Genomic DNA, 23,378 nt, shown 5'->3' with positions numbered 1-23,378 from the left:
CTTATTTTAGAACATTCGGTAATTTTTAACGATTGCGTGTTTAAGTAGAAGGAAATTATTACAAACTAATTTTTACACCATTAAAACGGAAGAATTAACCTTTAAAATGGGTAGATTTTCTCAGAATTAATTCAGAGGGTAATACAATGGTTTGGGGCGCTGTAGTTTCATTAGATTCAATACGCTGAATTAATGTGGCTGCTGCAATTTTACCTAATTCTGTTTCATGTTGATCTACAACGCTTAAAGGCGGATTACTATTATTGGAAAGAATCCCATCTGTAAAACCGATCACAGCTAAATTTTCAGGAACCTTATAGCCTTTAGAAATAGCAAGATTCATAGCGTAAATCGCAGACAATTCATCTGCGGCTACGATACCATCAATAATATTTGTTTCTAAATACTGGTTTAGTGTTGTGGTAAATTCAGGATAGTCCGTGAAATTTAAAACCTTGGGTGCAATTTTTCCTTGAAAGGAATCAGCAATCGCCTGTCTATAGCCTTTCTCCCTTTCGTTGCCTACATTAGTTCCTGCGATAGGAGAAACAAAAATAATTTTTTTATGATCTGATGTTATTAGTAATTGTGTGGCATCATAAGCAGATTCAAAATCGTTGATAGTTACTTTATCGCAATTAACTTTATCCGAAGTTCTATCAAACATAACAACAGGTAGTCCTTGGTCAATCGCACCGTTTATTTCATCGTAGAAATTATTAGATTGTGTTTCTTTTGATAAAGAAATAAGAAAGCCATCTACGCATCCAGAATTAAATAATTCTATACTTTTGGTCTCCTTTTCATAAGATTCATCAGAGATACACGTAATGATGCTGTATTCTTTTTTAGATACTTCTTTTTCTATCCCTAGTAATACCTTAGCAAAATAATGGGCTAGAATATTAGGGATGATAACACCAATAGTTTTTGTTTTTTTAGACTTAAGGCTTCTTGCCGTTGCGTTTGGGCGGTAATGATATTGCTTAGCAAGTGCTTTTATTTTCTTCTTTGTTTCTGTACTAATTTCTCGATTATCAGATAATGCTTTAGAAATAGTAGATACAGAAAATTCAGATATGAGTGCTAATTCTTTTAGGGTTATTTTTTTACTCATATCATATGTAATTGTTTATAGTTTGCTGTAATGTACATTGCCTAATTCTCTTAAACTTTGAGCCGCTTGCTCAGCGGTAATGTCTCTTTGAGCATCAGCAAACATTTCATACCCAACCATAAATTTTTTCACGGTGGCAGACCTTAATAATGGCGGGTAAAATGACATATGAAAATGCCATTCATCGTTATTTTTTTGATCTGTTGGTGCTTGATGTATGCCTGCAGAATAAGGAAAACTTGTACTAAAAAGATTGTCGTATTTAATGGTGAGTTCTTTAATAGTTTTAGCAAAGTCCGTTTTTTCAGCAGCACTCATTAAAGTGATATCTTGAAGATGTCTTTTTGGAACGATCATAGTTTCATAAGGCCAAATTGCCCAAAATGGAACTAAAGCTACGAAGTGCTCATTTTCAATTACAATACGCTCTTTAAGTTTTAATTCTTGCTCAATATACGATAAAAGTAAACTTTTTTTATTTTTGCTCCAATAATCACCTAATTTTTTTGCTTTTTTCGCAATTTCTTGCGGAATTGACTCTTGCGCCCATATTTGTCCATGTGGATGTGGATTGCTACAGCCCATGGTATCTCCTTTGTTTTCAAATATCTGAACGTGATTTACATAGGGTAAATCGCCAAGTTCTTTGTATTCTTTTTGCCAGAGGCTAATTACGGCTTCAATGTCAGCTTCTTTCATTAAAGGTAAGGTCAAAGAATGGTTGGGTGAAAAGCAAACCACTTTACATAATCCTTTTTCAGATTTAGCTTGTAATAAATTATCATCTACCGTACCAGACGGAGTGTCTGATAATAAAGCTGAAAAATCGTTTACGAAAGAATATGCCGTAGTATAATCAGGATTTTGACCCCCACCCATTCTTGTGTTGGTAGGGCAGAGGTAACAACTTTTGTCATAGGTTTCAGTTAAAGGAATAAAAGGTTTCTCAACTTTCCCTTGCCACGGTCGTTTTGTTCTGTGTGGAGAAACTAATACCCATTCTCCGGTTAGTATATTGTATCTTCTATGTGGGTTTTCGTTAAAAACTGTATCCATAATTATAATGTTTTAAGCATAGTTCCATGATCTGGCATGGCAATATATGCGTCTAATTCAATATTAAATTTTGATTTGTAAGCGCTAGCAATTTCTGTGATGTAGTCTTCAATGGCATCTTTATGGATCAAATTGATGGTACAACCACCAAAACCACCTCCCATCATTCTAGCACCAAGAATAAAATCTTTAGTACGAGAATATTCAACCATAAAATCTAATTCAGGACAACTTACTTCGTATTTGTGCTGAAGCCCTTCATGAGAACCGTACATCAACAACCCAAAAGAAGTTAGGTCTCCTTTTGTAAGTGCTTCTGAAGCTTTTAAAACACGGTCATTTTCTTCTATAATGTAGTTACATCTATTAAAAATAGTAGCAGTTATCGTTTCTTTTACAGCGGTTAACATTTTATGATCTACATCTCTTAAAGATGCCACGTAAGGATATAATCCCTTAACAGCGTTAACACCTGTAAGACATTCTTGTAATCTCGTATTGTATTCACTATCTGCCAAACTATGGGAGATATTCGTATTTAATAAAAGTAACTTATGGTCTCCAAGGTTTAGCGGTATGTATTCTGATGCTAAGCTTCTACAATCTAATTTAATGACGTATCCAGACTTACTCATTACAGAAGCATATTGGTCCATAATTCCGCATTTAGTACCTACATAGTTATGCTCTGCAGCACGCGATAAATTTACAATTTGAGTTTTTGAGAGTCCTAAATCAAACAATTCATTGAGTCCAAAAGCTAGTCCACATTCTAAAGCAGCAGAAGAGCTTAAACCAGAACCAATGGGCAACGTACTGTTCAAAACACAATCAAAACCGGCAAGTTTATCTGTGAGTAATTGTATTTCATGCAAGACGCCTAAAATGTAATTTTCCCAACTTTGTTTGCTCGGTTTAATTTTGTCTAATGAAAATGTAATCGATTTTTCGTTATCTAAACTGTACACATTGCAATCAGAGCTGTTATTTTTTCGTAATTTCAGCGTGATTTTTTTATCAATTGCTGTTGGTAATACATAGCCAAGGTTATAATCGGTATGTTCGCCAATTAAGTTGATGCGTCCTGGTGATTCAACAACTAAGTCCGGAGTAAAATTGATAAAAGAGCTCATAAGTCATAATTAGAAGTACAAATATAATAAATGTAATTATTACATTTATTATATTTGATTAAAAAGAATTCGTTTGGAAGAGAGTAGATACGCTTTAGCGTCTAAATTATATGTAGCGGTAGATTGTATAATTTTTGGTTTTAATGATGGGGAACTAAAATTATTAGTCTTTAATAGGCAATTAGAGCCTTTGAAAGGGCAGTGGTCATTGATAGGTAGTTTTGTTTTAGCCAATGAATCTGCGGAAGCTGCTGGTAAAAGGGTATTGCAGGAATTTACAGGATTGGATGATATTTTTATGGAAGAATTAAAAACATATTCCGATGTAGAAAGAGATCCAGGGGCGCGCTGTATTTCTATAGGGCAATATGCGTTAATAAGACTAACAGAAAAAAACACCAATTTAGCTGCTAAATATGGAGCCAAATGGTTTGAAGTTTCAAAATTGCCAGATTTAGTTTTAGACCATAATCAAATGGTAGCTGATGCTTTATACCGATTAAGAAACGCGGCTCAATTTTATCCTATCGGATTAGAATTGCTTCCTAAGAAGTTCACCATTCCGCAGCTTCAAAAATTGTACGAAGAAATTTTTCAGAAAAAGATGGACACGCGAAATTTTAGAAAGAAACTTTTATCTCTTGATATGCTTATTCAATTAGAAGAGAAAGATAAATCTGGCTCTAAGAAAGGAGCTTTTCTCTATGAGTTTGATTATGCAAAATATAGAAAACTAAAGAATAAAGGGTTTAGCTTCTCGCTATTCAAGATTTAATTTTTTCCCAATCCTGTTTTATGACCCCAGAAAGCATAATAGAGGATAAATAAGTAACACGGTACCAATACCCAATAACCAAATGTGGCGGCTTGCGCCATAGCAGAGGCTTCCGATGCGGCGGTCGTTAGATATTCTTGTTTTTTTAGATCAACCAAAGCTCCATAAAGTAAAGGTAAAATTGCACCTCCTGAGATAGCCATAATTAATAAAGCGGAACCTCGTTCTGTAAATTTTCCTAAACCTGTTAATGCCAAAGGCCAGATGGCAGGCCAAACTAAAGCATTTGCAATTCCTAAAGCAGCTACAAAAAGTACGGAGGTAAACCCAGAAGTGAATACAATACATAGCGATAATAGAATTCCTAATAAAGCACTAGCTCTTAATGCAAAAGCTTGACTTATTATTTTAGGAATTAAAAATACGCCTAAGGCATAGGTAGCTACCATAGCCATTAAAGTATATAAGGTGAAATATTTAGAACTTTCCACAGGAATGTTTAGTGAAATACCATAAGAAATAATAGTGTCACCGGCAATTACTTCTACCCCTACATATAAGAATAAGGCAAATACGCCTAACCATAAATGTGGAAATTGAAATATACTGGTTTTTGTTTTAATACCTGCTTTCGCTTCTTGTAGCGGTTGCGCGGTAACATTGGGCAATGGTGCTTTTAAAATTAATAATCCTAAAATAAAAAGGACTACTGCCATAACAATATAAGGCATAACCACACTATCGGCCATTGTGTTTAATAGTGTTATTTTTTCAGAAGCATCAACAGTTGTTAGTTGCTCTTTAATATCGCCTATTCCAGATAATAAAATAGCTCCAAAAATAACAGAACCTAATCCTCCAGCTACTTTATTTGCAATGCCCATGATTGCAATTCGTTTTGCAGCGCTATCTATCGGTCCTAAGATGGTGATATAAGGGTTAGAGGCTGTTTGTAAAAGGGTCATCCCAGTACCTTGAATAAATATTCCAGTCAAAAATATCCAATAAGTTCTTGCTTCTGCTGCAGGAATAAAGACCAAAGCACCCACAGCCATAATTATTAGTCCAAGTGACATTCCTTTTTTATAGCCAATCTTTTTTAAAATATAAGATGCAGGCAATGCCATAACAACAAATGAGATATAGGATGCAGAAGCAACTAAATAAGATTGTGCATCTGTTAATTCATTTATGGTTTTCATAAATGGAATTAAAGCTCCATTGATCCAGGTAACAAACCCAAAAATGAAAAATAATCCAGCAATAATAGCAATAGGGATTATGGTTTTGTTTTTTGAAGAATTTGATTCAGTTAGTTTGTTGGTCATGCTTTAGGTTAATTTTGTATTTGCTTTTGGTAGTTAGTAAAGCTACAAAATAAACCTAGAATTGTCTTTGTTTTTTCAATTGCTATTGATTGCTTAATATTTTTTAATAAGATGTTTTTTAAAATCCATTACATCTTCACAGCAAATTTGCTCCATTACTTGTTGTAGTTCTGTTTTTAATAAAGAGATGGTATGGTCACCACCTTGTTTCCCTAGGGCTGCCACACCGTACATAAATGAACGCCCCATAAAAGTAAACGCAGCACCAGAAGCCATAGACCTTGCAATGTCAGGACCAGAGCGTATCCCACTATCCATCATCACAGTTATTTGGTCGCCATATTTTTCTGCTATTCTAGATAATGGTTTTATGGTAGATTCCCCCGCATCTAGCTGTCTCCCGCCATGGTTAGAGACAATTAAACCGTCTACACCTAATTGGATCGCTTTTTCTGCATCAGTTTCATTAGCGACGCCTTTAAGGACTAGTTTTCCCGGCCACATATCTCTAATGGGTTTAATTTTCTCTTCATTTAACCGACCAGAAAATGTTTGGTCCATAAATTTGCCTAGTTGTTTTAAATCTAGGTTTTTAGGCATGTATGGTTTTAAAGTTTCAAAATTTGGTTGTCCATGTTTTAAAGTTTCTAAAGCCCAATGTGGTTTGCCTAAAACTTGCAGAATGTTTTTTAGGGTCATTTTTGGAGGCATTGCCAAACCGTTTCTAATGTCTCTTGGTCTAAAACCAAAAGTAGGAACATCACAAAGAATAACAAGAACAGGGCATTCCGCTTCTGCAGCCCTTTTTATTAAATCATCTCTCAATCTATTTTCGGTAGGATGGTATAGTTGAAACCAAGCATTACCTTCTGTAATCTCAGCAATTCTTTCTATACTACTCGTAGAGACCGTACTTAATACAAAAGGAACATTGTGTTCAAAAGCAGCCTTTGCCAAAATTTCTGGCGCATTTGGCCACATTAATCCTTGTAAGCCAACTGGTGCTATCCCAAAAGGTGCATCGTAAGTTCTACCAAAGAGCTTGGTCTTCATGGAAGAGCCGCTGTGCTTACTTAGGTAAGAAGGTAATAATTCTACTTTTCGGATCTCAGACGTGTTTTTGTGGAGATTTACATCTTCATTACAGCCGCCATCCAAATATTCAAAAGCAAATTTTGGAATTTTTTTTTGAGCTTTTGTTCTTAAGTCACTTACCGAAGGGTAAGCTGTATTTATTTTGATTTCTTTTTTTTTTTGCTCGCTCATAATTCAAAAATTTGTTCCATTAATCTCCACTTTTCACCTTTTTTAGAATTGGGAAGTGCTTGTTGATAGTTCCACATCAACTTTTCCCATTCTTGAACTTTCGGATTGGCTAGGTCGGCCTTATTTTTAGATTCAAAAGAGAATTCAGCACTTGTGTCCGTGATCATAAAGAGTCTGTCTTCCACACTATAAATAGCTACATGCTGAATTCCAGATGTTTTAATACTCTCCATTATTTATGGACATACTTTGGCATGATACGCTTTGTATTCTGCTATTAATGAAGCATCATTAATTAAATCTAGTGCTAAGCAATATCGTTTCATAAGCTTGTCGTTACTGTTTTAACTTCATGATGTTTAAAAATATGGCGCCCGTACCAAGCAATGTATATAAAGCACAGTAATGGTAAGATAAAAGAAAAATTAACTTCTGATGCGCCCAATATTCGTAAATCAGCGACACCATTACCTCCATAATCAATAATCATTCCTTGTGCTTTAGGCATTAAAGCACCACCTACGATGGCCATTATTAAACCGGCAGAGCCAACTTTGGATTGTTCTTCGGTTAAGTCTTCTAGCGCTATGCCGTAGATTGTTGGGAACATTAAAGACATAAAAAAAGATATCGCTACTAGAAAATATAATCCTAAAACACCTTCAATAAACATAACGCCTGCAGCACAAGCAATTGCAAAAAGTGAAAAAAGCATGAGTAATTTTCCAGCACTCGTAAATCGTAATAAATAGGTTCCTATAGCTCTACCAACGGTAAATAAAATAAAGGCTGCCATTTGATAATAACCAGCTGTAACAGCACTTATTTGTATGGCTTCTGCATACTGGTAGATATAGGTCCAGCACATAATTTGTGCGCCTACATATACTATTTGCGCTAAGACACCTAAAGCATATTTTTTGTTTTTTAGAAGGGTGCTAAACGTTTTTCCAATGCTAGGCATTGCACCTTCATCTTTAGATTGAGGCATTTTGTTCATTAGAAAAAGAACAAAAATGCCTAGTAATACCAGGCCTAAAATTACATAGGGGTTTCGTATCACCAATAGATCAGAGGTGCGTATGAGTACTTTAGAAGCTTCTTCTAAAGCACTAAAATCTGCAATATCATCTGATTGCAAATTTTTTAATACAAATTGTTGTGCCACAAACAATCCAGCAATTAATCCTATGGGGTTAAATGCTTGGGCTAAGTTTAACCGCTGTGTAGCTGTTCTTTTATCGCCCATGGCTAAAATATAAGGATTAGCGGCAGTTTCTAAAAAGGCTAAGCCAAAGGTTAATACATAAAGTCCAAGACAAAAGAACCAAAATTGTTCTGTAATGGCGGCGGGATAAAATAGTAAAGCGCCGCCAGCATATAAACCTAGCCCTATTAAAATGCCAGTTTTGTAAGAGTATTTTCTCATAAACATTGCAGCAGGTAATGCCATACAGAAATAGCCGCCATAGAAAGCCATTTGTACCCATGCAGCTTGTGAGTTAGATAATTCAAGTACTTTTTTAAAAGCTTGTACCATGGGGTCTGTAACCGCATTTGCAAATCCCCATAAGGCAAATAAAGAGGTTACTAAAATGAAAGGTATTAGTACTTTCTTTGCTACTACTTTGGGTTTGTTAGCAATATTATTCATTTTTTAAGTTGAGTTTTTTTTAAAATAATAGCTTTAATTATTTGTTTATTAACTTGTTAATAAGGAGCGGTCTAAGTGCACGTAGCCCCCGTCTACAGTAATGAATTGTCCAGTAGTATGTGATGATTTATCAGAAATAACAAATAGACAGGTATCTGCTATTTCTTGCGGGGCGGTCATTCTATTTTCTAATGGAATCTTATCTACGATAGCTTTTAATTTTTCTTCTCCGTTTTCTAAAGTTTTAATCCAAGTATCATAAGCTGGTGTCCAACTTTCTGCGATGATAATAGCGTTCACTCGGATATTATCTTTAATTAAATCTACCGCCCATTCTCGTGTTAAGCCTAAAACACCACCTTTAGAAGCGGCATACCCAGACGTTGCTCCTTGTCCTGTAAGACTAACCTTAGATCCTATATTTAATATAGTGCCTTGTACTTTTTTAATATAAGGAAGACAAAATTTAGTCATTGCAAAAAAGCTTACTAAATTTAGTTTTAAAGACCACATAAAATCATCAATACTAGCATCTAAACCAACCCCGTCATTCACTCCAATGTTATTAATTAAAGCATCTATACGGCCATATTTTTCACCTATTTTTTTTGCTGCTGCTGCTACTTGCAAAGGATCTGTTAAATCTGTTTTTACAAACAAAGCATCAATCCCCTTGTCTTGTAATTCTTTCTCATACCCAAACCCTCTATCGTTTCTACAAACAATTACGGGTATGGCCCCTTCATTTGCTAAAGCTTGTACAATCGTTTCACCAATACTCCCTTTTAATCCTGCTGCACCAGTTACAACAACAACTTTATCTTTTAAATGTAAATCCATAGCTTATAAATTGTAAAATTTTACTGCATTGCTACCCATGATCTTCTGTTGTTCAGTAGGGCTGCATTTTGCAATAAAATCTGTGGTTAGTTTTTTTACTTTAGCAAAGTTTCCTGCAACGAGGCATACGGGCCAATCAGACCCAAAAAGTATGCGATCAGGTCCAAAAGAATTGAACACTACATCTATATAAGGTTTAATCTGTGCTGCAGACCATGTCGAATAATCTGCTTCGGTAATCATTCCAGATAATTTGCAATAGACATTTTCATGTTTAGCAATTTCTTCGATTAATACAGCCCATCCATCAAAAAAGCCCTCTTTAATATAGGGCTTAGCCATATGGTCTATTACAAATTTCTGATGAGGAAATTTCTTTATAAATTCTAATGTGGCCCCAAGTTGATGTGGCAGAATTAAAAGATCATACGTGTAATTATACCTTTCTAAGGCAGCGATTCCTCTTAGGAAATCTGGCTGTAACAAAAAATTAGGATTCAATTCGGCTTGCACAATATGCCTGAATCCTTTTAGTTTTTTTAGACTTGAATAAGCTTCTAGTTGTGCTTCTATATTAGCAGCGCTAAAATCTACCCAACCTACAACCCCTTTTATAAATTGATGTTCATCGGATAACTTCAAAAGAAACTCCGTTTCTTCTCTGCTTTGATCCGCTTGAACAGCGATACAGCCATCAATATTATTTTCTTGGTAGATTTTTTTTAAATCTTTTGGCAAAAAATCTCTCCGGATAGTAGACATCTTATCGTCTATCCAAGAATGCTTTTTTGCATCGTATACCCAGAAATGTTGATGGCTATCAATGATCATTACGCTTTGTAATCAATTACGTTTTGTTTAGAAATGCCTAAACCTTCAATCCCTAATTCCATAACATCGCCCTCTTTTAGATACATAGGTGGTGTTAAGCCTAAACCAACTCCAAACGGTGTTCCTGTAGAGATTACATCACCAGGAAGTAAGGTCATAAATTGACTGATATAACTCACCACTTCTTGAATATTAAAAACAAAGTCTGATGTTGAACTATTCTGCATCATTTCTCCATTCAATTTTAACCATAGGTTTAAATTATTAGGATCTTTAATTTCATCTTTTGTAGCTATAAAAGGACCTAATGGCGCAAAGGTGTCACAACTTTTCCCTTTAACCCATTGTCCTTCTCTTTCTAATTGAAAAGCACGCTCGCTTATATCATTATGTAATACATATCCAGCAACATAATCTAATGCATCTTCTTCAGAAACATAAGAAGCTTTTTTTCCGATGACAATTGCTAATTCTACTTCCCAATCAGATTTTGTGCTGCCTTTAGGTAAGATAACGGTATCATTAGGACCAATGATAGAAGATGTAGCTTTAAAAAATAATACAGGCTCTTTCGGAATTTGCATTCCGCTTTCTGCCGCATGCTTTGCGTAATTTAAACCTACGCATACAATTTTTGATGGCCGGCAGAGCGGAGAACCTAAACGTGTTTCTTTGGTAACTAAAGCACATTTGCTTTCGTTATCATTTAACCATTTTTTTAAGCGTGCTATTCCATCTGATCCAAAAAATTGCTCTGTATAATCTTCGCCAAAACCAGAAACATCAATCTTGTTTCCATTTGATAATTGTACTCCTGGCTTTTCATTATTTACTTCACCAAATCTTATAAGTTTCATTTTTTTTAATTTTTATGATTGTGTTTTTCTATAAAACACAATAAATTATTATCCGTTTAATTTTATAAACCCACCGTCTATAGGAAAGTTAGTACCCGTTACAAAAGAAGCTTCATCGGAACATAAATATAATGCTAAATTGGCAACCTCTTCAGGCATTCCCATTCTGCCAATTGGTTGTGTTTGTGAAAGCTTTTCAAACATTTCTTCTTTATTGTCTGGGTAATTTTCGTTTATAAATCCATCTACAAAAGGAGTATGGATTCTTGCAGGAGAAATACAGTTACATCTAATGCCATCTTGAACATAGTCTTTTGCAATAGAATAAGTCATGGTTAAGGCAGCGCCTTTAGACATAGAATAGGCAAACCTATCTGAAATACCTACTGATGATGCTATAGATGCCATGTTTATGATCACACCAGATTTATTTTTTTTCATATGAGGAATAGTACTATAAATACAATTGTATACTCCTTTGACATTCACTTGGTAAACGCGATCAAATGCCTCCTCAGGAGTATTTTCAACATTACCAACATGGGCAATACCTGCATTGTTAATTAAAATATCAATTGAAGAATTTTTGGCTATTTCATCAATAACCGCAATAACTTCCTTTTGATGTATTACATTACATTGATGTACCGCAGCTTTTCCTCCGCTAGCTTCAATCTCTTTTTTTGTGAGCAGGGCATTTTCAATATGCAATTCTAATATATGTACAAAAGCACCTTGTTCTGCTAATGTTTTAGCAATCGCTTTTCCAATACCACTTCCGCCACCTGTTATAATCGCCGTCTTCTTATCTAAATTAAATTTCATTAAAGCGCTGTTTTTGTCGTTTCATTAGACCAAATTTTTCCATTAGGAAAACTATAGTCTTTTATAGATTCTTCTTTCATGGTAATGCTATAGCCTGGTAATTTAGGAGGCATATAAGCACCATTTTTTAGGATTACAGGATCGTAAAAATGTTCGTGTAAGTGATCTACATATTCAATAATTCTATCGTCTAAACTGCCACTTATCGCAATGTAATCAATCATTGATAGGTGCTGTACATATTCACACAGCCCTACACCGCCAGCATGTGGACATACTGGAATTTTAAATTTAGCTGCCATCAACAAGATAGCCAATATCTCATTAACCCCGCCAACTCTGCAGCTATCTATTTGGCAAATACCTATAGCACCAGCCTGCATGAGTTGTTTAAACATCACTCTATTTTGACAATGTTCACCAGTAGCTACCAAAATTGGAGCAACGGCTTTTGCGATGGTAGCATGACCAAGAATATCATCTGGACTAGTAGGTTCTTCAATCCACCAAGGATTAAATTTTTTCAATTGCGCCATGTTAGTGATGGCTTCGTTAACATCCCATTTTTGATTGGCATCCATCATTAATTTAAGGTCATCACCAATTTCTTCTCTTATGATCGCAGCTCTGCGCATATCATCTTGAAGGTCTGATCCTACCTTAATTTTCATATGTTTAAAACCTGATGCTTTTGCTTCGCGGCATAAACGTCTCATTTTATCATCAGAATACCCTAACCATCCCGCCGATGTAGTGTAGGCAGGGTATCCATTTTCTTCTAGGTGGGCTATTCTTTCTTGTTTAGAGTCAGATTTATTTTTAAGAAGTGCTAAAGCTTCTTCAGGAGTGATAGCATCAGTGATATAGGTGAAATCTATACAGCTTACTAACTCTTCCGGACTCATATCTGCTAGCAGTTTCCAAAGGGGTTTTTTCTCTACTTTGGCATATAAATCCCAAACAGCATTTACAATTGCTCCTGTGGCTAAATGTATCACTCCTTTTTCAGGACCTAGCCACCTTAATTGACTGTCGCCAGTAATCATCTTCCAAAATTCTCCCATGTTTTTGGTAAAGGATTCTAAAGATTTACCTTTTATTAAAGGAGCAATAGAATTAATTGCTGCAACACACAATTCATTTCCTCTTCCAATCGTAAACGTAAGTCCATGACCTTCGATACCTTTTGGATGATTTGTTTTTAAAATCACATAGGCAGCTGAATAATCAGGATCAGGATTCATGGCGTCAGAGCCATCTAATGATTTGCTTGTGGGAAAACGAACATCTCTTGTTTCTATGTCCGTAATAAGTATAGGTGTAGCCATTTCAATTTTGCTTATGAAGCAAAATTAGGCGCCATGAGTTGCGAAAACCACCTAAAAAAACACTTTATTCAATACTTTTTTTGCCTTCTGTTTTATTTTTGCTGTAAAATTCTAGATAGGAAGAGGGAGAACTGTTTTTAAGAAGTTTAAATTGTCTATTGAAGTTAGAGATATTATTGAACCCACATAAATAGGCTATGGATGTGATACTTTCTTTATTTTCTATAAGTAACTTACATGCATAGCCTATTCGTATCTCATTGAGATATTTTGTGAAAGGTTTGCGATGTATTTTTTTAAAAAAGCGACTAAAGGCAGATTTATTCATTCCTATATTCTCAGCAACATCTCCTGAACTCATAGGAGTATTAAAATTTTGAAAAACGTATTCATAAATTTTATCCAATCGTTTGTTTTCTGTTTTGTGAAAACTGTTTAAGAAACCACTGCTGGATAACAGCGTGTAGTTGTTGTGTTTTGATAATTGATTGAGTATTTCTAGCAGCGAAATAATTTGGGTTGTATCATCTAATTTCGCTAGTGACTTTAGATTTTGGATTAATTTTTCACTTAGATTATTAAACTTAATTCCACGAACGGCAAGATGTAAGAGGTCGGCAATTTGTTCCGTTTCAGGGACATTTAAAAATTTATCCCCTAGAAAATCTTTTTTAAAATGAACAGAAATAGCTTCGGCTTTAAGTGTAGCATCGTTTTGAAAATATTTGTCTTCATTCAACCACATATGGGGCAGGTTTTTTCCAATTAAAACAACATCACCACTGTAAAATTTTTCGATACTATCTCCCACAAAACGCATTCCCGAACTTTTTTCAATAAACACAAGTTCAAGTTCTTCGTGATAGTGCCATACCTTTAAAAAGTTGTCATAAATACTATGTGATACGGTAAGTGATTTGTGCTCTTTGTTAGATCTGTTTAAAAAATGAAGCTTCATAAATAGTTCGCTTAAATTCAATAATTCGTATCAAATAAACTTTAAAAGTATGAATAATTGATATATTTTAGGGTTTCAATTAAAAATTATTAAGGTGATAGGGCTGTTTTTTAAAAGGTATCATTCAAAAAGTAGTCTTTATTAAATTATGGGGATCTGTTGAATTCAATCGGACTTTTCTTAGCATAATTTTTAAATAAAATCGCGCATAGAGGTATAATTTATAGCTTTTGAATCATAATTAATACCCTAAATTTCTTTTTCATTTTATTATTGTTGAAGCTAAAAATTGCTTTAATCACATTATTTGAAACCACGATTAATTATAGCGAAAATTAGTCAATAACCAACTTGAATTATGAGCAAAAGAATTTTATTATGGTCAATCACAGCAGCTTTAGCAGGGTTCCTTTTTGGTTTTGATGTTGTCGTTATCTCTGGAGTAGATAAAAAATTACAACTTCTCTGGGAGTCATCAGATACTTTTCATGGTTGGGTGGTTATGGGTATGGCACTTTGGGGAACTGTTGTTGGTGCAACTTTCGGTGGTTTTCCAACAAATAAATACGGGCGTAAAAATACGTTAATGACCATTGGAGTTTTATTTGCGGTCTCTGCTGTAGGCTCAGCATTGTCTAATGATCCTTATGTATTTGCCTTATTTAGATTTATTGGTGGTATTGGTGTCGGTGCATCTACGATTGCTGCCCCAGCTTATATCTCAGAGATTGCTCCTGCCAAGGATAGAGGTAGGCTTGTAGCATTGTATCAGTTCAATATTGTATTCGGAATATTAATAGCTTTTTTCTCTAATTATTTATTGAGTGGTATAGGGGAAAATGCTTGGAGGTGGATGCTAGGTGTAGAAGCTATACCCGCAGTAGTATATATATTATTTGCAATAAAGGTTTCCAAAAGCCCTCGTTGGTTGTTATCAAAATCGAGAATTTCAGAAGCAAAAAAAGTATTACAATTAATAGACCCAAATGCAGATGTAGATGCTCAAATAGCAGCGATGAATCAACACTCTGAGAAAAGTGATAAATCAGAGACCATTTTTATTAAAAAATATAGATTTGCATTAGTATTAGCCTTTATGATTGCTTTTTTCAATCAATTTTCAGGAATAAATGCCTTTCTATATTATGCTCCTAGAATCTTTGAAGAAGCTGGTTTAGGAGAGAGTACAGCACTATTAAGCAGTGTTGGTATTGGTGTTACTAATTTAGTATTCACATTATTAGGTGTTTTTTTAATTGATAGAGTAGGAAGAAAAACCTTAATGTATGTAGGTTCGGTGGGGTATATTATTTCATTAGGACTTGTATGTGCTGCTTTCTTTTATAGTTGGACAGGGTTAGCAGTACCTATTTTCTTGTTTTTATTTATAGCAGCACATGCTATAGGGTAAGGTGCGGTAATCTGGGTTTTTATTTCAGAAATTTTTCCAAATCACTTGAGAGCATCAGGCCAGTCTTTTGGAAGTTCTGTGCATTGGATTTTAGCAGCGCTTATTCCTTCTTTAATACCTTACTTGTTTCAACATCCTATGGTGGGAGCAGGAGTCGTGTTTTTAATTTTTGCAGTAATGATGGTGTTCCAATTATTGTTTGTTATGTTCCTGATGCCAGAAACAAAAGGGAAAACTCTAGAAGAATTAGAGGATGAGATTTTGAGAAAAAACAACTAGAATTATCGGTAAGAGATTATTTTTTATTGAAAGTTGTCCCGTCCTGAAATAGCGATACACTAAACATTTAGTGTAATGAAACTATTAGAAAACAAAGGGTATGTAAAGCATACCCAAAAAGATTACTCAGTTTCTTTTAAACTACAAATAGTAGCTGAAATTGAATCTGGCCAATTGAGTAGAAGCGAGGCTTGCCACAAATATGGGATAGAAGCCAAATTGACAATTAGAGAATGGCTCAGAAAATATGGTAACTATGATTGGGAGAACCAATCTAGAATCACTGTGTCAAAAGCACCCGAACAGAAAATTATTTAGCTTGAAGCTTAAGTTATGCTATTAGGAAAACAGAAAGCACGTGCAGAACATCTTGCTGAGCGAGCAGATAAAAAACTCATCATTTTTGATATGCTAGTAGATATGGCTGAAAAAGAATATGATATTTAAATCAGAAAAAATTACAAACCCGAGTTATCGACCTCTTCAAAAAAACAAAAAGAAACAATAGTTTCTTCCTGTGATTAACTCGGGGTTAATAGACAGGTATATTATTGATCTATAAGATCAAGGCAAGAAAAACAAGCTATCGCTCAAAAGGTAATCGCTTTGGTAATAATACACGTAATCTTATGCCTATACTAGGTATTAAAAATTGTATTACATACTTAAAGATGATTTAAAATATTTAGATGTAGGTCGAGATAAACTATTTAAAAACTAAAAGCTAATCATAAGCTTATAAAACCAAAGAGAAATTACTACATTACTACAGATTCTCACCATAGATTTAGAAAACATATAAATCTAGTGAGTACTAGTGAAATAAATAGACCGGAATCTGTTTGTGTTAGCGATATCGCTTATTTAGGGAACAGAAGTAACTCATCTTATCTTGCGCTGATTACGGATGCTTATTCGAAGAAAATTGTTGGTTACAATATCAAAGATATCCTAAATGTTTCTGGATCATTAAAAGCTTTAGAAATGGCACTTAATAATAGAGTATATAAAAGTAGAACACTTATACTTCATTCGGATAGAGGGTTGCAGTATTGTTCTAATGAATATCAAAAGTTATTAAATATTAATAATATAAAACCCAGTATGACTGAAAAATACGACCCGGATGAGAATGCAATTGCTGAAAGAATTAATGGAATATTGAAACAAGAATTTGAGATTGTTAAACATATTAGCAGTTTTAATATCAAGAAAGCTTTGATTAGAAATGCGATAGAAATATACAACCAAAAATAACCACATTTATCAAATCACATGTTAGCTACATTATAAATGTATCAACAAGATAAACTTAAAAGAAAACAGTAAAAATCAAAAAATCTTAACAATAATATCATTGTACAGCTTTAAATAATTATTTTTAACCCTTTAATAAACTGTATCAGCTATTTAGGACTAGATAAGTTGTTTTAAATAATCTTAATGTGCAGCTTAGGTAAATAGATTGGTGGTTTAAAGCCGATTAATAAAAATAGGAAGTATGAAACCTATATGAAATAGGAGTTGGTCACAGAAGTAGATATTATCTATAAAGTAGAAAGCGAATATCTTAAAGGTAGTAAGTTTGTAGTACGTTTACCATTGGATATAGAAGCAGAACCGGAAATTGTAGAAAATATTAAAACCGAATTTTTAATAAACTCGATGAACTCAGTAGATTATGATATGTCTGTTTCAAATACAGACGTATCTAATGAACCAGTGAAGCAGGAGGAAAACGGAGCAAAATTACCTACCTTACTTTTAGTTGAAGATAATAAGGAGCTAAGAGTTCATTTGAAAAATGATCTGATCCGTAATTATGATGTCATGATGCCAAAAATGGACGAGTTTGAAATGTGTAAGGCTTTGAAAAGTGAACTTGAAACCTGTCATATTCCTATAATTCTTCTTACCGCGAGAACCTTAGAAGATGATAGAATTGAAGGGTATGACAGTGGTGCCGATGGATATATCGCAAAACCATTTGTAACTGCGGTTTTAAAAGCTAGAATCAAAAATTTATTGGAAACTAAGAAAAGACTATGAAAAAGATTCGCAGAAATAGGAGGCGTTTTTCAATCGCGTGAAGTGACCACCAATAATATTGATGAAATATTTTTAGATAAAGCAACTAAGATTATTGTAAATAATATTAGCGATGTAGATTTTAAACAGGAAGATTTATTGAGAGAAATGGGTATTGGTAGGTCTCAATTATATCGAAATATAAATTCTCTGACGGGCAACAACCCAAATTATTTTATTAGGAACATACGCTTGCGTTATGCCTCAGATCTATTACTTCAAAATAAATATTCTATCAAAGAAGTTACGTACCTCTCAGGGTTTAATTCAACCGCTTATTTTAGTAAAACTTTTCGAGAGCTATTCAACGTAACGTCATCGGAATTTATAGAGCAACATAAAAAAGAAACCGAATAATAAAACGAGCTCAAATTTTTAATTTAATTATGAATAAAATCACATCGATTTCACTCTTTCTTTTGGGTATGCTTAATGTTTTTTGTGCGTACGCTCAAGTTGTATCCTATAGTGGAACAGTAAATGATACAAAAGGTGAACCTATAGAGGGTGCCACAATATATTTAAATTCATCATCAATTTATGGGATTACAAATGCTGCAGGAGCTTTTGTAATTCAAAATATCCCATTAGGAACGTACAAAGTTTCGATTGCACATTTAGGTTATAAAAAACTCGATTTTGAAGCAGAAATTACAGAAAATGCAACCGATAAAAATCTTATTCTTGAAGCCGATTATCTAGGCTTACAAGCCGTAGTGGTTACAGGTAGTTTTACGTCTCTGGAAGCTATGAATACAGCAACTTCTGTAAGCAAGATAGAGCAGAAAAGATTAAAACAAATATACCCTCAAGGTACCGCAAGCCTATTACAGAATATTCCAGGAACCTTTACTGATGCCTCTGCAGGTGAGGTTTTTACAAAGGTGTATACGCGAGGCATATCTGCTTCTGCGGAAGATGATTTAGGTTGGTACTATGTGTCTTTACAGGAAGATGGCCTTCCCGTAAGTTTAGTGCAACATTCTTATTATAGCCCAGATCTTTTTCATCGGGTAGACTTAATGACTCAAAGAGTAGAAGCGATACGTGGCGGTAGTGCATCTATTACGGCGATGAATGCGCCCGGAGGTATTTATAATTTTATTACACCAGGCATTAGAAATGAGTTAGGAGGAGAAGTACAAGTATTAAGTGCCTTGCAATATAGTGGTAATACCTTATTTAAGGTTGATGGCGTTATTGGAGGACCTTTAGGGAGTAATTGGTTTTTTAATGCCGGCGGCCATTACCGCAAGGATGAAGGGGCTCGGGATGTTGATTTTACATTTAGCAAAGGAGGGCAATTTAAGTTTAATGTGATTAAAAAGTTTGCTAACGGGTACTTGAAATTACATGGGAAACTATTGGATGATTATACGAATAGATGGACAGGTGTTGCTGCTACAAACTGGGACAATCCAGAAGCTGCATTTGGTCAAAATTTTAAATCTACTTCTTTGTTAATGCCGGCGTTTACTGCTGCAATTCCAGATGGTAGGAATCTTCAAGAAGGGGCAACAAATAGTTTTAATCCCGCACAAGGAGTACATGCAAAAGATCTAGCCTTCGGAGCAGATTTTTTTCAGGATTTGGGAAACAATTGGTCGCTTAAAAACTTAATTAAATATTCTAATAAGGAAGCCAATTGGCAAACGTCTATTAGTAACGCCTTTGTTTCACTAGATAATCCTTTAGCCTATTTCATCAGTGGAGCATCTTTTCCCATAGGTGAGGTGGTTTTTCGTGATACTCAATCAGGTTCTGAAATTGCCCGAGTAAATAATGCAGGAATCCTTGCAGGAGAGCCAGCGGAGTATATAGGGAATGGCACTTTGCCAAATGACGCCATCATGGGAACATCGGCTTGGTACAAAGAGAATAAAGCTAGTGAATGGATGAATGAATTTTCTCTTCATAAAAAAATAGCGCAGCATAATTTTACAGGAGGATTGGCTTTAGGTTTTTCAGATACGTCATTATTTACGCAAGGCAGCTTTGGATACGTTACGTATGAGCCAAATCCTAAAATGCTTCAAGTTTCCTTAGAGAACCCTAATGAGCCTACCATCTCATTATCAGATGAAAACGGAATTAGTAATTATGGCGGTTTATTTTTTGTGAATGCAGAAGCTCAAGTCAGTCAAATTGGGGCTTTTGTGAATGATCGATGGGAAATTACAGATCGTATAGATGTAGATTTAGGCTTGCGGTATGAAGACATTCGACACAAAGGGAGTAAAGACCGTTATGCTCCGTTCTCACAGGATGGAGGCTTAGATGGCGATGCAACAACGGCTTATGATAATGGCATTTTGGCACCAACAGGGGATAAAGATGCCTTTGATTTTAACTATAATTACCTATCTTTTTCAGGAGGTTTAAATTTTAAAATTAATAAAGTAGCTTCGGTGTTTACTAGGTTTTCAAAAGGAAATAAAGCTCCAGAGTTAAATTATTATTTTAATAATTTTGCTAATGTTCCCATTAATCAAAAAGGAGAAGTTCAAAAAATTACCCAGGCTGAGGTTGGTATTAAATATAGCCTTTCAGACTTTTCATTGACGAGTACCGTTTTTTGGAGCCAGTTAGACAATATAGGAAATACAAATTTTGAATTTGATGGGGAAACAAATAGTGTTTTTTATACCCCCATTTTATTCAATACGTCCAGAACTTTAGGCTTAGAATGGGAAGCGGTATATACCCCTTTTCGTAATTTTAAATTTCTTTTTAATGGAGTCGTTCAAAATCCAAAAGCCACAGAATGGTTGGTATATGATGCAGCAGGATCAGTAGCCGTAGCGGATGATACTACAATAGATTACTCAGGAAACACAGTGCCATTTAATCCTAAATTAATGTTCAATGTACAAGGAGAGTATCAATTAGATAAGCTATTGGTGCATTACAAATGGCAATTTATGGGAGAACGTCAAGGGAATGTAGCAAATGCATTTACGTTGGCAGATTATAGTATTTCTGATGCAGGTATTGGCTATCAGTTTACAAAGCATATTTCAGCAAATTTATTGGTGGTTAATATGTTCAATTCAGACGGATTAGCCAATTTTTTTGGAGGCAATAGTTTTGGTGCTAATGCCAATGGAGCTACCTCAGAATTTATTCAGAATAATCCTGATGAAAGTTTTGTTGTTGTTCCTGTATTGCCAAGAAGTACCTCTTTAAGAGTAAATTATACGTTCTAAATAACGAAAAAAATAAAATGTAAAAGCCTGAAAATTATAAATTTACAGGCTTTTTTTTAGTTTAAGACTAGTAGTAACAAATACTATTTTTTCTCCTTTTCTAAGGCTTCTAGTTCTTCTAAGGTCCAATAATCTTCTCTTCCTTCAGATTCTTTTCTGGCATTACCAACAACCCGCTTATGTACGCCATCTTCATTGTTTAAAGCCCTTACATAACTAAGAACATCTGCGATCCATTGATCATCATTGCTTTTTAAAGCCATCATTATGCCGTATTCTTTCCCTTCGATAGGGCCAATTAATCCGTTTAACAAAATCTTGCTTAATGTTCCTTTATCTCCTTTAACACGAGCACTACCCATTAACGTTGGAGCAATTAGAGTTCCATCTTCAGTAGGAACCCCATTTAAATCTGGACCGTGGCAGGTGATACATAATTGTTTGTAAGAGTCATAACCTCTAAGAATACTTTTCTTGTCGCCTAATCCTCTATTAGAAATAGCTGTTTTTAGTTGTGATAATTTAGAGTCATCCTTTTTTAAACTTTCTTTAACCGCGTGGAAAACAATCTCATTTTCTGAGTAATTTTCTAGCATAGTATTCAAAATATCGGTAGCTTTTTTGTCTTTACTATAACGAAGACTTAATGCAACTTGATTCGCTACATCAATATCTTTATCCTTGCTTAAAGTTTCTAGTGCAGTCAATAAATCGGTAGCACCTTCTTTTAAAAAGGTCTCACTTAAACGAATAGCGGTTAATCGTACCCTAGGGTCTTCATCTGTGAATTTTGCTTTTATAAGGTCTTTGTCTACAATACCTAGACCTTCTAAAGTCCAAAGTGCATGGACTCTTTCTATTCCAAGATCTTTATCAGAACCAAATAGATTGCCAAAAAATGAAGTATTATCTAATGCGATTTCTTTTAATTCTGGAATCACCGATTGATCATCTTTTAAAATGATTAATTTTTGTGCAGTATCTCGATACCAACCATTCGGGTGTCCTAAGTATTCAACCAATTCAGATGCATTTTTATCTAATAATTCAGGCGCCTTATCAGGCGTGATATCTTCATGGACAATTCTATAAATTCTGCCTTTTCCAATGTTTTTATCTAAACCTTTTCGTTCAATAACTGGGCGAATCATACTTCCTTTTTTGGTCCAATTACTTTCTTGAATAATTCCGCGGTACATATCTACAATATATAGCGCACCATCTGGCCCTGTTTTAGCTTGTGTTGGTCTAAAGTTTAAATCGGTTGAAGCCATAAATTCTGCTTCATCATAGGCGTTATACAACACTTTTTTACCATCTTCAACACGTACTTTAGCGCGTCTTATTAGCCTACCTACAGGTTCAGGAATAAATAAATCACCATAGGTTGAAGGTGGTAATTTATGGCCTCGAAAAATTTCTTGTCCAGCAACGCCTGTGAAATGGTTTAGTGTACCATCTTCGCGCAATCTTTTTGGTCCACCTTGTACATCTGGGGTGCCTACAATAGGCCATGGTTCTATAAAGCCCTCGGATAATCTACCTTCCGGATTGTAATCGCCATAAGCGGCAGGTTGTTGAAAACCATATGCTGGATTTTCACTTCCTGCAGAAGAATAATACATATTACCCATATCGTCTTGAGATAGTCCCCATTGTCCACTAGGCATATTTTCTAGAGAATCTACAACGACCTTTCCTTTTTTAAACTTAAATCGTATAGGGTTATAAGTTGTATACACCCAATTATCTAAATTCCAAAGTAAACCACTCTGTTGGTGTTCTAAGTTACCACCACGACGATTTTCATTATAATAAACGCGTTCTTTTTTGTCTGCAACTCCATCGCCATCAGTGTCCTTATAACTCCACAAGTCATAAGAATACGTTTCATTAACGATGAGCTCATTTTCGAGTGGTAAAATCATTCTAGGGAGCATTAAGCTATCTATAAAGACGGTACTTTTATCCATTTTGCCATCCCCATCCGTATCAATAAGCAATTTTATTTTACTCACAGATCTATTGGTTCCCGTACCATCTAAATCTTGCATGTAAGTATTCATTTCTGCTACATACATTCGGCCATTTCCGTCCCAGGCTATGGTTATAGGTTCATCTATCATCGGTTCACTAGCGACAAGCTCTACTTTATATCCTTTAGGAAGGTAAAATGTTTTCATGCTTTCTTCTGGTGAGAGAAATTTAGAAGAAGCTTCTTTAATTATTTCCGGCTTCACATAAATTTCTTCGACATATTCTTTTTGCTTACAACCAAAAATAGTTGCAATCGTAATCATTAAAAAAAGAGGTTGGTTTAATTTCATTTTTAAAAAATTCTAGTTCAATAATGGGTTTGTTAATCTGGTAATTAAGGTATTAATAAAAAGTTGCAGCGGCGAAAATTTAAAGCGCTATGACTATTA

Annotated in this window: 20 protein-coding genes and 1 pseudogene; 7 read left to right on the top strand and 14 right to left on the bottom strand. The window is 34.7% G+C overall.

The window, feature by feature from the left end; genetic code table 11:
- Positions 1-94: 94 nt before the first annotated feature.
- From GQR94_RS02850 to galK, 3 genes are read right to left on the bottom strand one after another with little or no spacing between them, the layout of a single operon-like run.
- On the bottom strand, positions 95-1,117 hold the full coding sequence (locus GQR94_RS02850; RefSeq protein WP_158974069.1) for a LacI family DNA-binding transcriptional regulator: 1,023 nt from the start codon (positions 1,115-1,117) through the stop codon (positions 95-97).
- A gap of 15 nt (positions 1,118-1,132) precedes the next feature.
- Complete coding sequence (locus tag GQR94_RS02845) at positions 1,133-2,173, bottom strand: UDP-glucose--hexose-1-phosphate uridylyltransferase (protein ID WP_158974068.1); 1,041 nt, start codon at positions 2,171-2,173, stop codon at positions 1,133-1,135.
- A 2-nt stretch (positions 2,174-2,175) separates the two neighbouring features.
- Positions 2,176-3,306, bottom strand: a complete 1,131-nt coding sequence (galK, locus tag GQR94_RS02840) for a galactokinase (RefSeq protein ID WP_158974067.1) — start codon at positions 3,304-3,306, stop codon at positions 2,176-2,178.
- A gap of 73 nt (positions 3,307-3,379) precedes the next feature.
- Here galK and GQR94_RS02835 point away from each other — a divergent pair, with 73 nt between their 5' ends.
- Positions 3,380-4,081, top strand: a complete 702-nt coding sequence (locus GQR94_RS02835) for an NUDIX domain-containing protein (RefSeq protein ID WP_158974066.1) — start codon at positions 3,380-3,382, stop codon at positions 4,079-4,081.
- Here the strand turns inward: GQR94_RS02835 and GQR94_RS02830 are convergent.
- The 10 genes from GQR94_RS02830 to GQR94_RS02785 form a co-directional block, all read right to left on the bottom strand.
- Positions 4,078-5,409 carry a sugar MFS transporter gene (locus GQR94_RS02830; protein ID WP_158974065.1) on the bottom strand — a complete coding sequence of 444 codons (1,332 nt, stop codon included), beginning with the start codon at positions 5,407-5,409 and terminating at the stop codon, positions 4,078-4,080. The two genes, GQR94_RS02835 and GQR94_RS02830, sit on opposite strands and share 4 nt — an antisense overlap.
- A gap of 93 nt (positions 5,410-5,502) precedes the next feature.
- The gene (locus GQR94_RS02825; RefSeq protein ID WP_158974064.1) at positions 5,503-6,675 is read right to left on the bottom strand and encodes an alpha-hydroxy acid oxidase; all 1,173 of its coding nucleotides are present in this window, start codon (positions 6,673-6,675) and stop codon (positions 5,503-5,505) included.
- Positions 6,672-6,908, bottom strand: a complete 237-nt coding sequence (locus GQR94_RS02820) for an L-rhamnose mutarotase (protein ID WP_370458270.1) — start codon at positions 6,906-6,908, stop codon at positions 6,672-6,674. The genes GQR94_RS02825 and GQR94_RS02820 overlap by 4 nt, the downstream gene beginning before the upstream one ends.
- Before the next feature lie 89 nt (positions 6,909-6,997).
- Positions 6,998-8,329 (bottom strand): L-fucose:H+ symporter permease, encoded by a 1,332-nt coding sequence (gene fucP / locus GQR94_RS02815; protein WP_158974063.1) that lies wholly within the window; start codon positions 8,327-8,329, stop codon positions 6,998-7,000.
- 48 nt (positions 8,330-8,377) lie between these two features.
- Positions 8,378-9,169 (bottom strand): SDR family oxidoreductase, encoded by a 792-nt coding sequence (locus GQR94_RS02810; protein ID WP_158974062.1) that lies wholly within the window; start codon positions 9,167-9,169, stop codon positions 8,378-8,380.
- Positions 9,170-9,172: 3 nt separating this feature from the next.
- Complete coding sequence (locus GQR94_RS02805; RefSeq protein ID WP_158974061.1) at positions 9,173-10,000, bottom strand: amidohydrolase; 828 nt, start codon at positions 9,998-10,000, stop codon at positions 9,173-9,175.
- Positions 10,000-10,857 carry a fumarylacetoacetate hydrolase family protein gene (locus GQR94_RS02800; protein WP_158974060.1) on the bottom strand — a complete coding sequence of 286 codons (858 nt, stop codon included), beginning with the start codon at positions 10,855-10,857 and terminating at the stop codon, positions 10,000-10,002. Before GQR94_RS02800 ends, GQR94_RS02805 begins: the two co-directional genes overlap by 1 nt.
- 48 nt (positions 10,858-10,905) lie before the next feature.
- Positions 10,906-11,682, bottom strand: coding sequence for an SDR family NAD(P)-dependent oxidoreductase (locus GQR94_RS02795; RefSeq protein WP_158974059.1), 777 nt, complete (start codon positions 11,680-11,682; stop codon positions 10,906-10,908).
- Positions 11,682-13,010, bottom strand: a complete 1,329-nt coding sequence (locus GQR94_RS02790; protein ID WP_158974058.1) for an L-fuconate dehydratase — start codon at positions 13,008-13,010, stop codon at positions 11,682-11,684. Before GQR94_RS02790 ends, GQR94_RS02795 begins: the two co-directional genes overlap by 1 nt.
- A 64-nt stretch (positions 13,011-13,074) precedes the next feature.
- Entirely contained in the window at positions 13,075-13,968 is an 894-nt protein-coding gene (locus tag GQR94_RS02785) for an AraC family transcriptional regulator (RefSeq protein WP_158974057.1), read from the bottom strand.
- A 358-nt stretch (positions 13,969-14,326) separates the two neighbouring features.
- On the opposite strand from GQR94_RS02785, the pseudogene GQR94_RS02780 reads away from it, so the two are divergent.
- The 6 genes and pseudogenes from GQR94_RS02780 to GQR94_RS02755 all read left to right on the top strand — a co-directional run bounded on the left by GQR94_RS02780 (position 14,327) and on the right by GQR94_RS02755 (position 20,952).
- Positions 14,327-15,658 (top strand): annotated as a pseudogene (locus tag GQR94_RS02780) (sugar porter family MFS transporter).
- Between the two features lie 75 nt (positions 15,659-15,733).
- Complete coding sequence (locus tag GQR94_RS02775) at positions 15,734-15,976, top strand: helix-turn-helix domain-containing protein (RefSeq protein ID WP_158974056.1); 243 nt, start codon at positions 15,734-15,736, stop codon at positions 15,974-15,976.
- 489 nt (positions 15,977-16,465) lie between these two features.
- Positions 16,466-16,915, top strand: coding sequence for a DDE-type integrase/transposase/recombinase (locus GQR94_RS02770; protein ID WP_158974055.1), 450 nt, complete (start codon positions 16,466-16,468; stop codon positions 16,913-16,915).
- 267 nt (positions 16,916-17,182) lie between these two features.
- Positions 17,183-17,707, top strand: a complete 525-nt coding sequence (locus tag GQR94_RS02765; protein WP_158974054.1) for a response regulator transcription factor — start codon at positions 17,183-17,185, stop codon at positions 17,705-17,707.
- Between the two features lie 42 nt (positions 17,708-17,749).
- Positions 17,750-18,103 carry an AraC family transcriptional regulator gene (locus tag GQR94_RS02760; protein WP_158974053.1) on the top strand — a complete coding sequence of 118 codons (354 nt, stop codon included), beginning with the start codon at positions 17,750-17,752 and terminating at the stop codon, positions 18,101-18,103.
- A gap of 29 nt (positions 18,104-18,132) precedes the next feature.
- Positions 18,133-20,952 (top strand): TonB-dependent receptor, encoded by a 2,820-nt coding sequence (locus GQR94_RS02755; protein ID WP_233268625.1) that lies wholly within the window; start codon positions 18,133-18,135, stop codon positions 20,950-20,952.
- Positions 20,953-21,035: 83 nt separating this feature from the next.
- Here GQR94_RS02755 and GQR94_RS02750 read toward each other — a convergent pair whose 3' ends face one another.
- Positions 21,036-23,279: a c-type cytochrome gene (locus tag GQR94_RS02750; RefSeq protein WP_158974052.1), complete on the bottom strand. Its 2,244-nt coding sequence runs from the start codon at positions 23,277-23,279 to the stop codon at positions 21,036-21,038.
- Positions 23,280-23,378: the final 99 nt, after the last annotated feature.

Source organism: Cellulophaga sp. L1A9 (assembly GCF_009797025.1).
Classification (GTDB): domain Bacteria; phylum Bacteroidota; class Bacteroidia; order Flavobacteriales; family Flavobacteriaceae; genus Cellulophaga.
Note: the sequence above shows the minus strand (reverse complement) of the source record. Positions and strands in the feature narration are given on the sequence as shown.

Excerpts from the sequence above, each read along its gene's own strand:
- GQR94_RS02755 (WP_233268625.1), top strand. The coding sequence starts at position 18,133 with ATGAATAAAATCACATCGATTTCACTCTTTCTTTTGGGTATGCTTAAT.
- GQR94_RS02830 (WP_158974065.1), bottom strand. The coding sequence starts at position 5,409 with ATGACCAACAAACTAACTGAATCAAATTCTTCAAAAAACAAAACCATA.
- GQR94_RS02825 (WP_158974064.1), bottom strand. The coding sequence starts at position 6,675 with ATGAGCGAGCAAAAAAAAAAAGAAATCAAAATAAATACAGCTTACCCT.
- GQR94_RS02795 (WP_158974059.1), bottom strand. The coding sequence starts at position 11,682 with ATGAAATTTAATTTAGATAAGAAGACGGCGATTATAACAGGTGGCGGA.
- GQR94_RS02750 (WP_158974052.1), bottom strand. The coding sequence starts at position 23,279 with ATGAAATTAAACCAACCTCTTTTTTTAATGATTACGATTGCAACTATT.
- GQR94_RS02785 (WP_158974057.1), bottom strand. The coding sequence starts at position 13,968 with ATGAAGCTTCATTTTTTAAACAGATCTAACAAAGAGCACAAATCACTT.
- GQR94_RS02790 (WP_158974058.1), bottom strand. The coding sequence starts at position 13,010 with ATGGCTACACCTATACTTATTACGGACATAGAAACAAGAGATGTTCGT.
- GQR94_RS02845 (WP_158974068.1), bottom strand. The coding sequence starts at position 2,173 with ATGGATACAGTTTTTAACGAAAACCCACATAGAAGATACAATATACTA.
- GQR94_RS02805 (WP_158974061.1), bottom strand. The coding sequence starts at position 10,000 with ATGATCATTGATAGCCATCAACATTTCTGGGTATACGATGCAAAAAAG.
- fucP (WP_158974063.1), bottom strand. The coding sequence starts at position 8,329 with ATGAATAATATTGCTAACAAACCCAAAGTAGTAGCAAAGAAAGTACTA.
- GQR94_RS02800 (WP_158974060.1), bottom strand. The coding sequence starts at position 10,857 with ATGAAACTTATAAGATTTGGTGAAGTAAATAATGAAAAGCCAGGAGTA.
- GQR94_RS02775 (WP_158974056.1), top strand. The coding sequence starts at position 15,734 with ATGAAACTATTAGAAAACAAAGGGTATGTAAAGCATACCCAAAAAGAT.
- GQR94_RS02850 (WP_158974069.1), bottom strand. The coding sequence starts at position 1,117 with ATGAGTAAAAAAATAACCCTAAAAGAATTAGCACTCATATCTGAATTT.
- galK (WP_158974067.1), bottom strand. The coding sequence starts at position 3,306 with ATGAGCTCTTTTATCAATTTTACTCCGGACTTAGTTGTTGAATCACCA.
- GQR94_RS02810 (WP_158974062.1), bottom strand. The coding sequence starts at position 9,169 with ATGGATTTACATTTAAAAGATAAAGTTGTTGTTGTAACTGGTGCAGCA.
- GQR94_RS02820 (WP_370458270.1), bottom strand. The coding sequence starts at position 6,908 with ATGGAGAGTATTAAAACATCTGGAATTCAGCATGTAGCTATTTATAGT.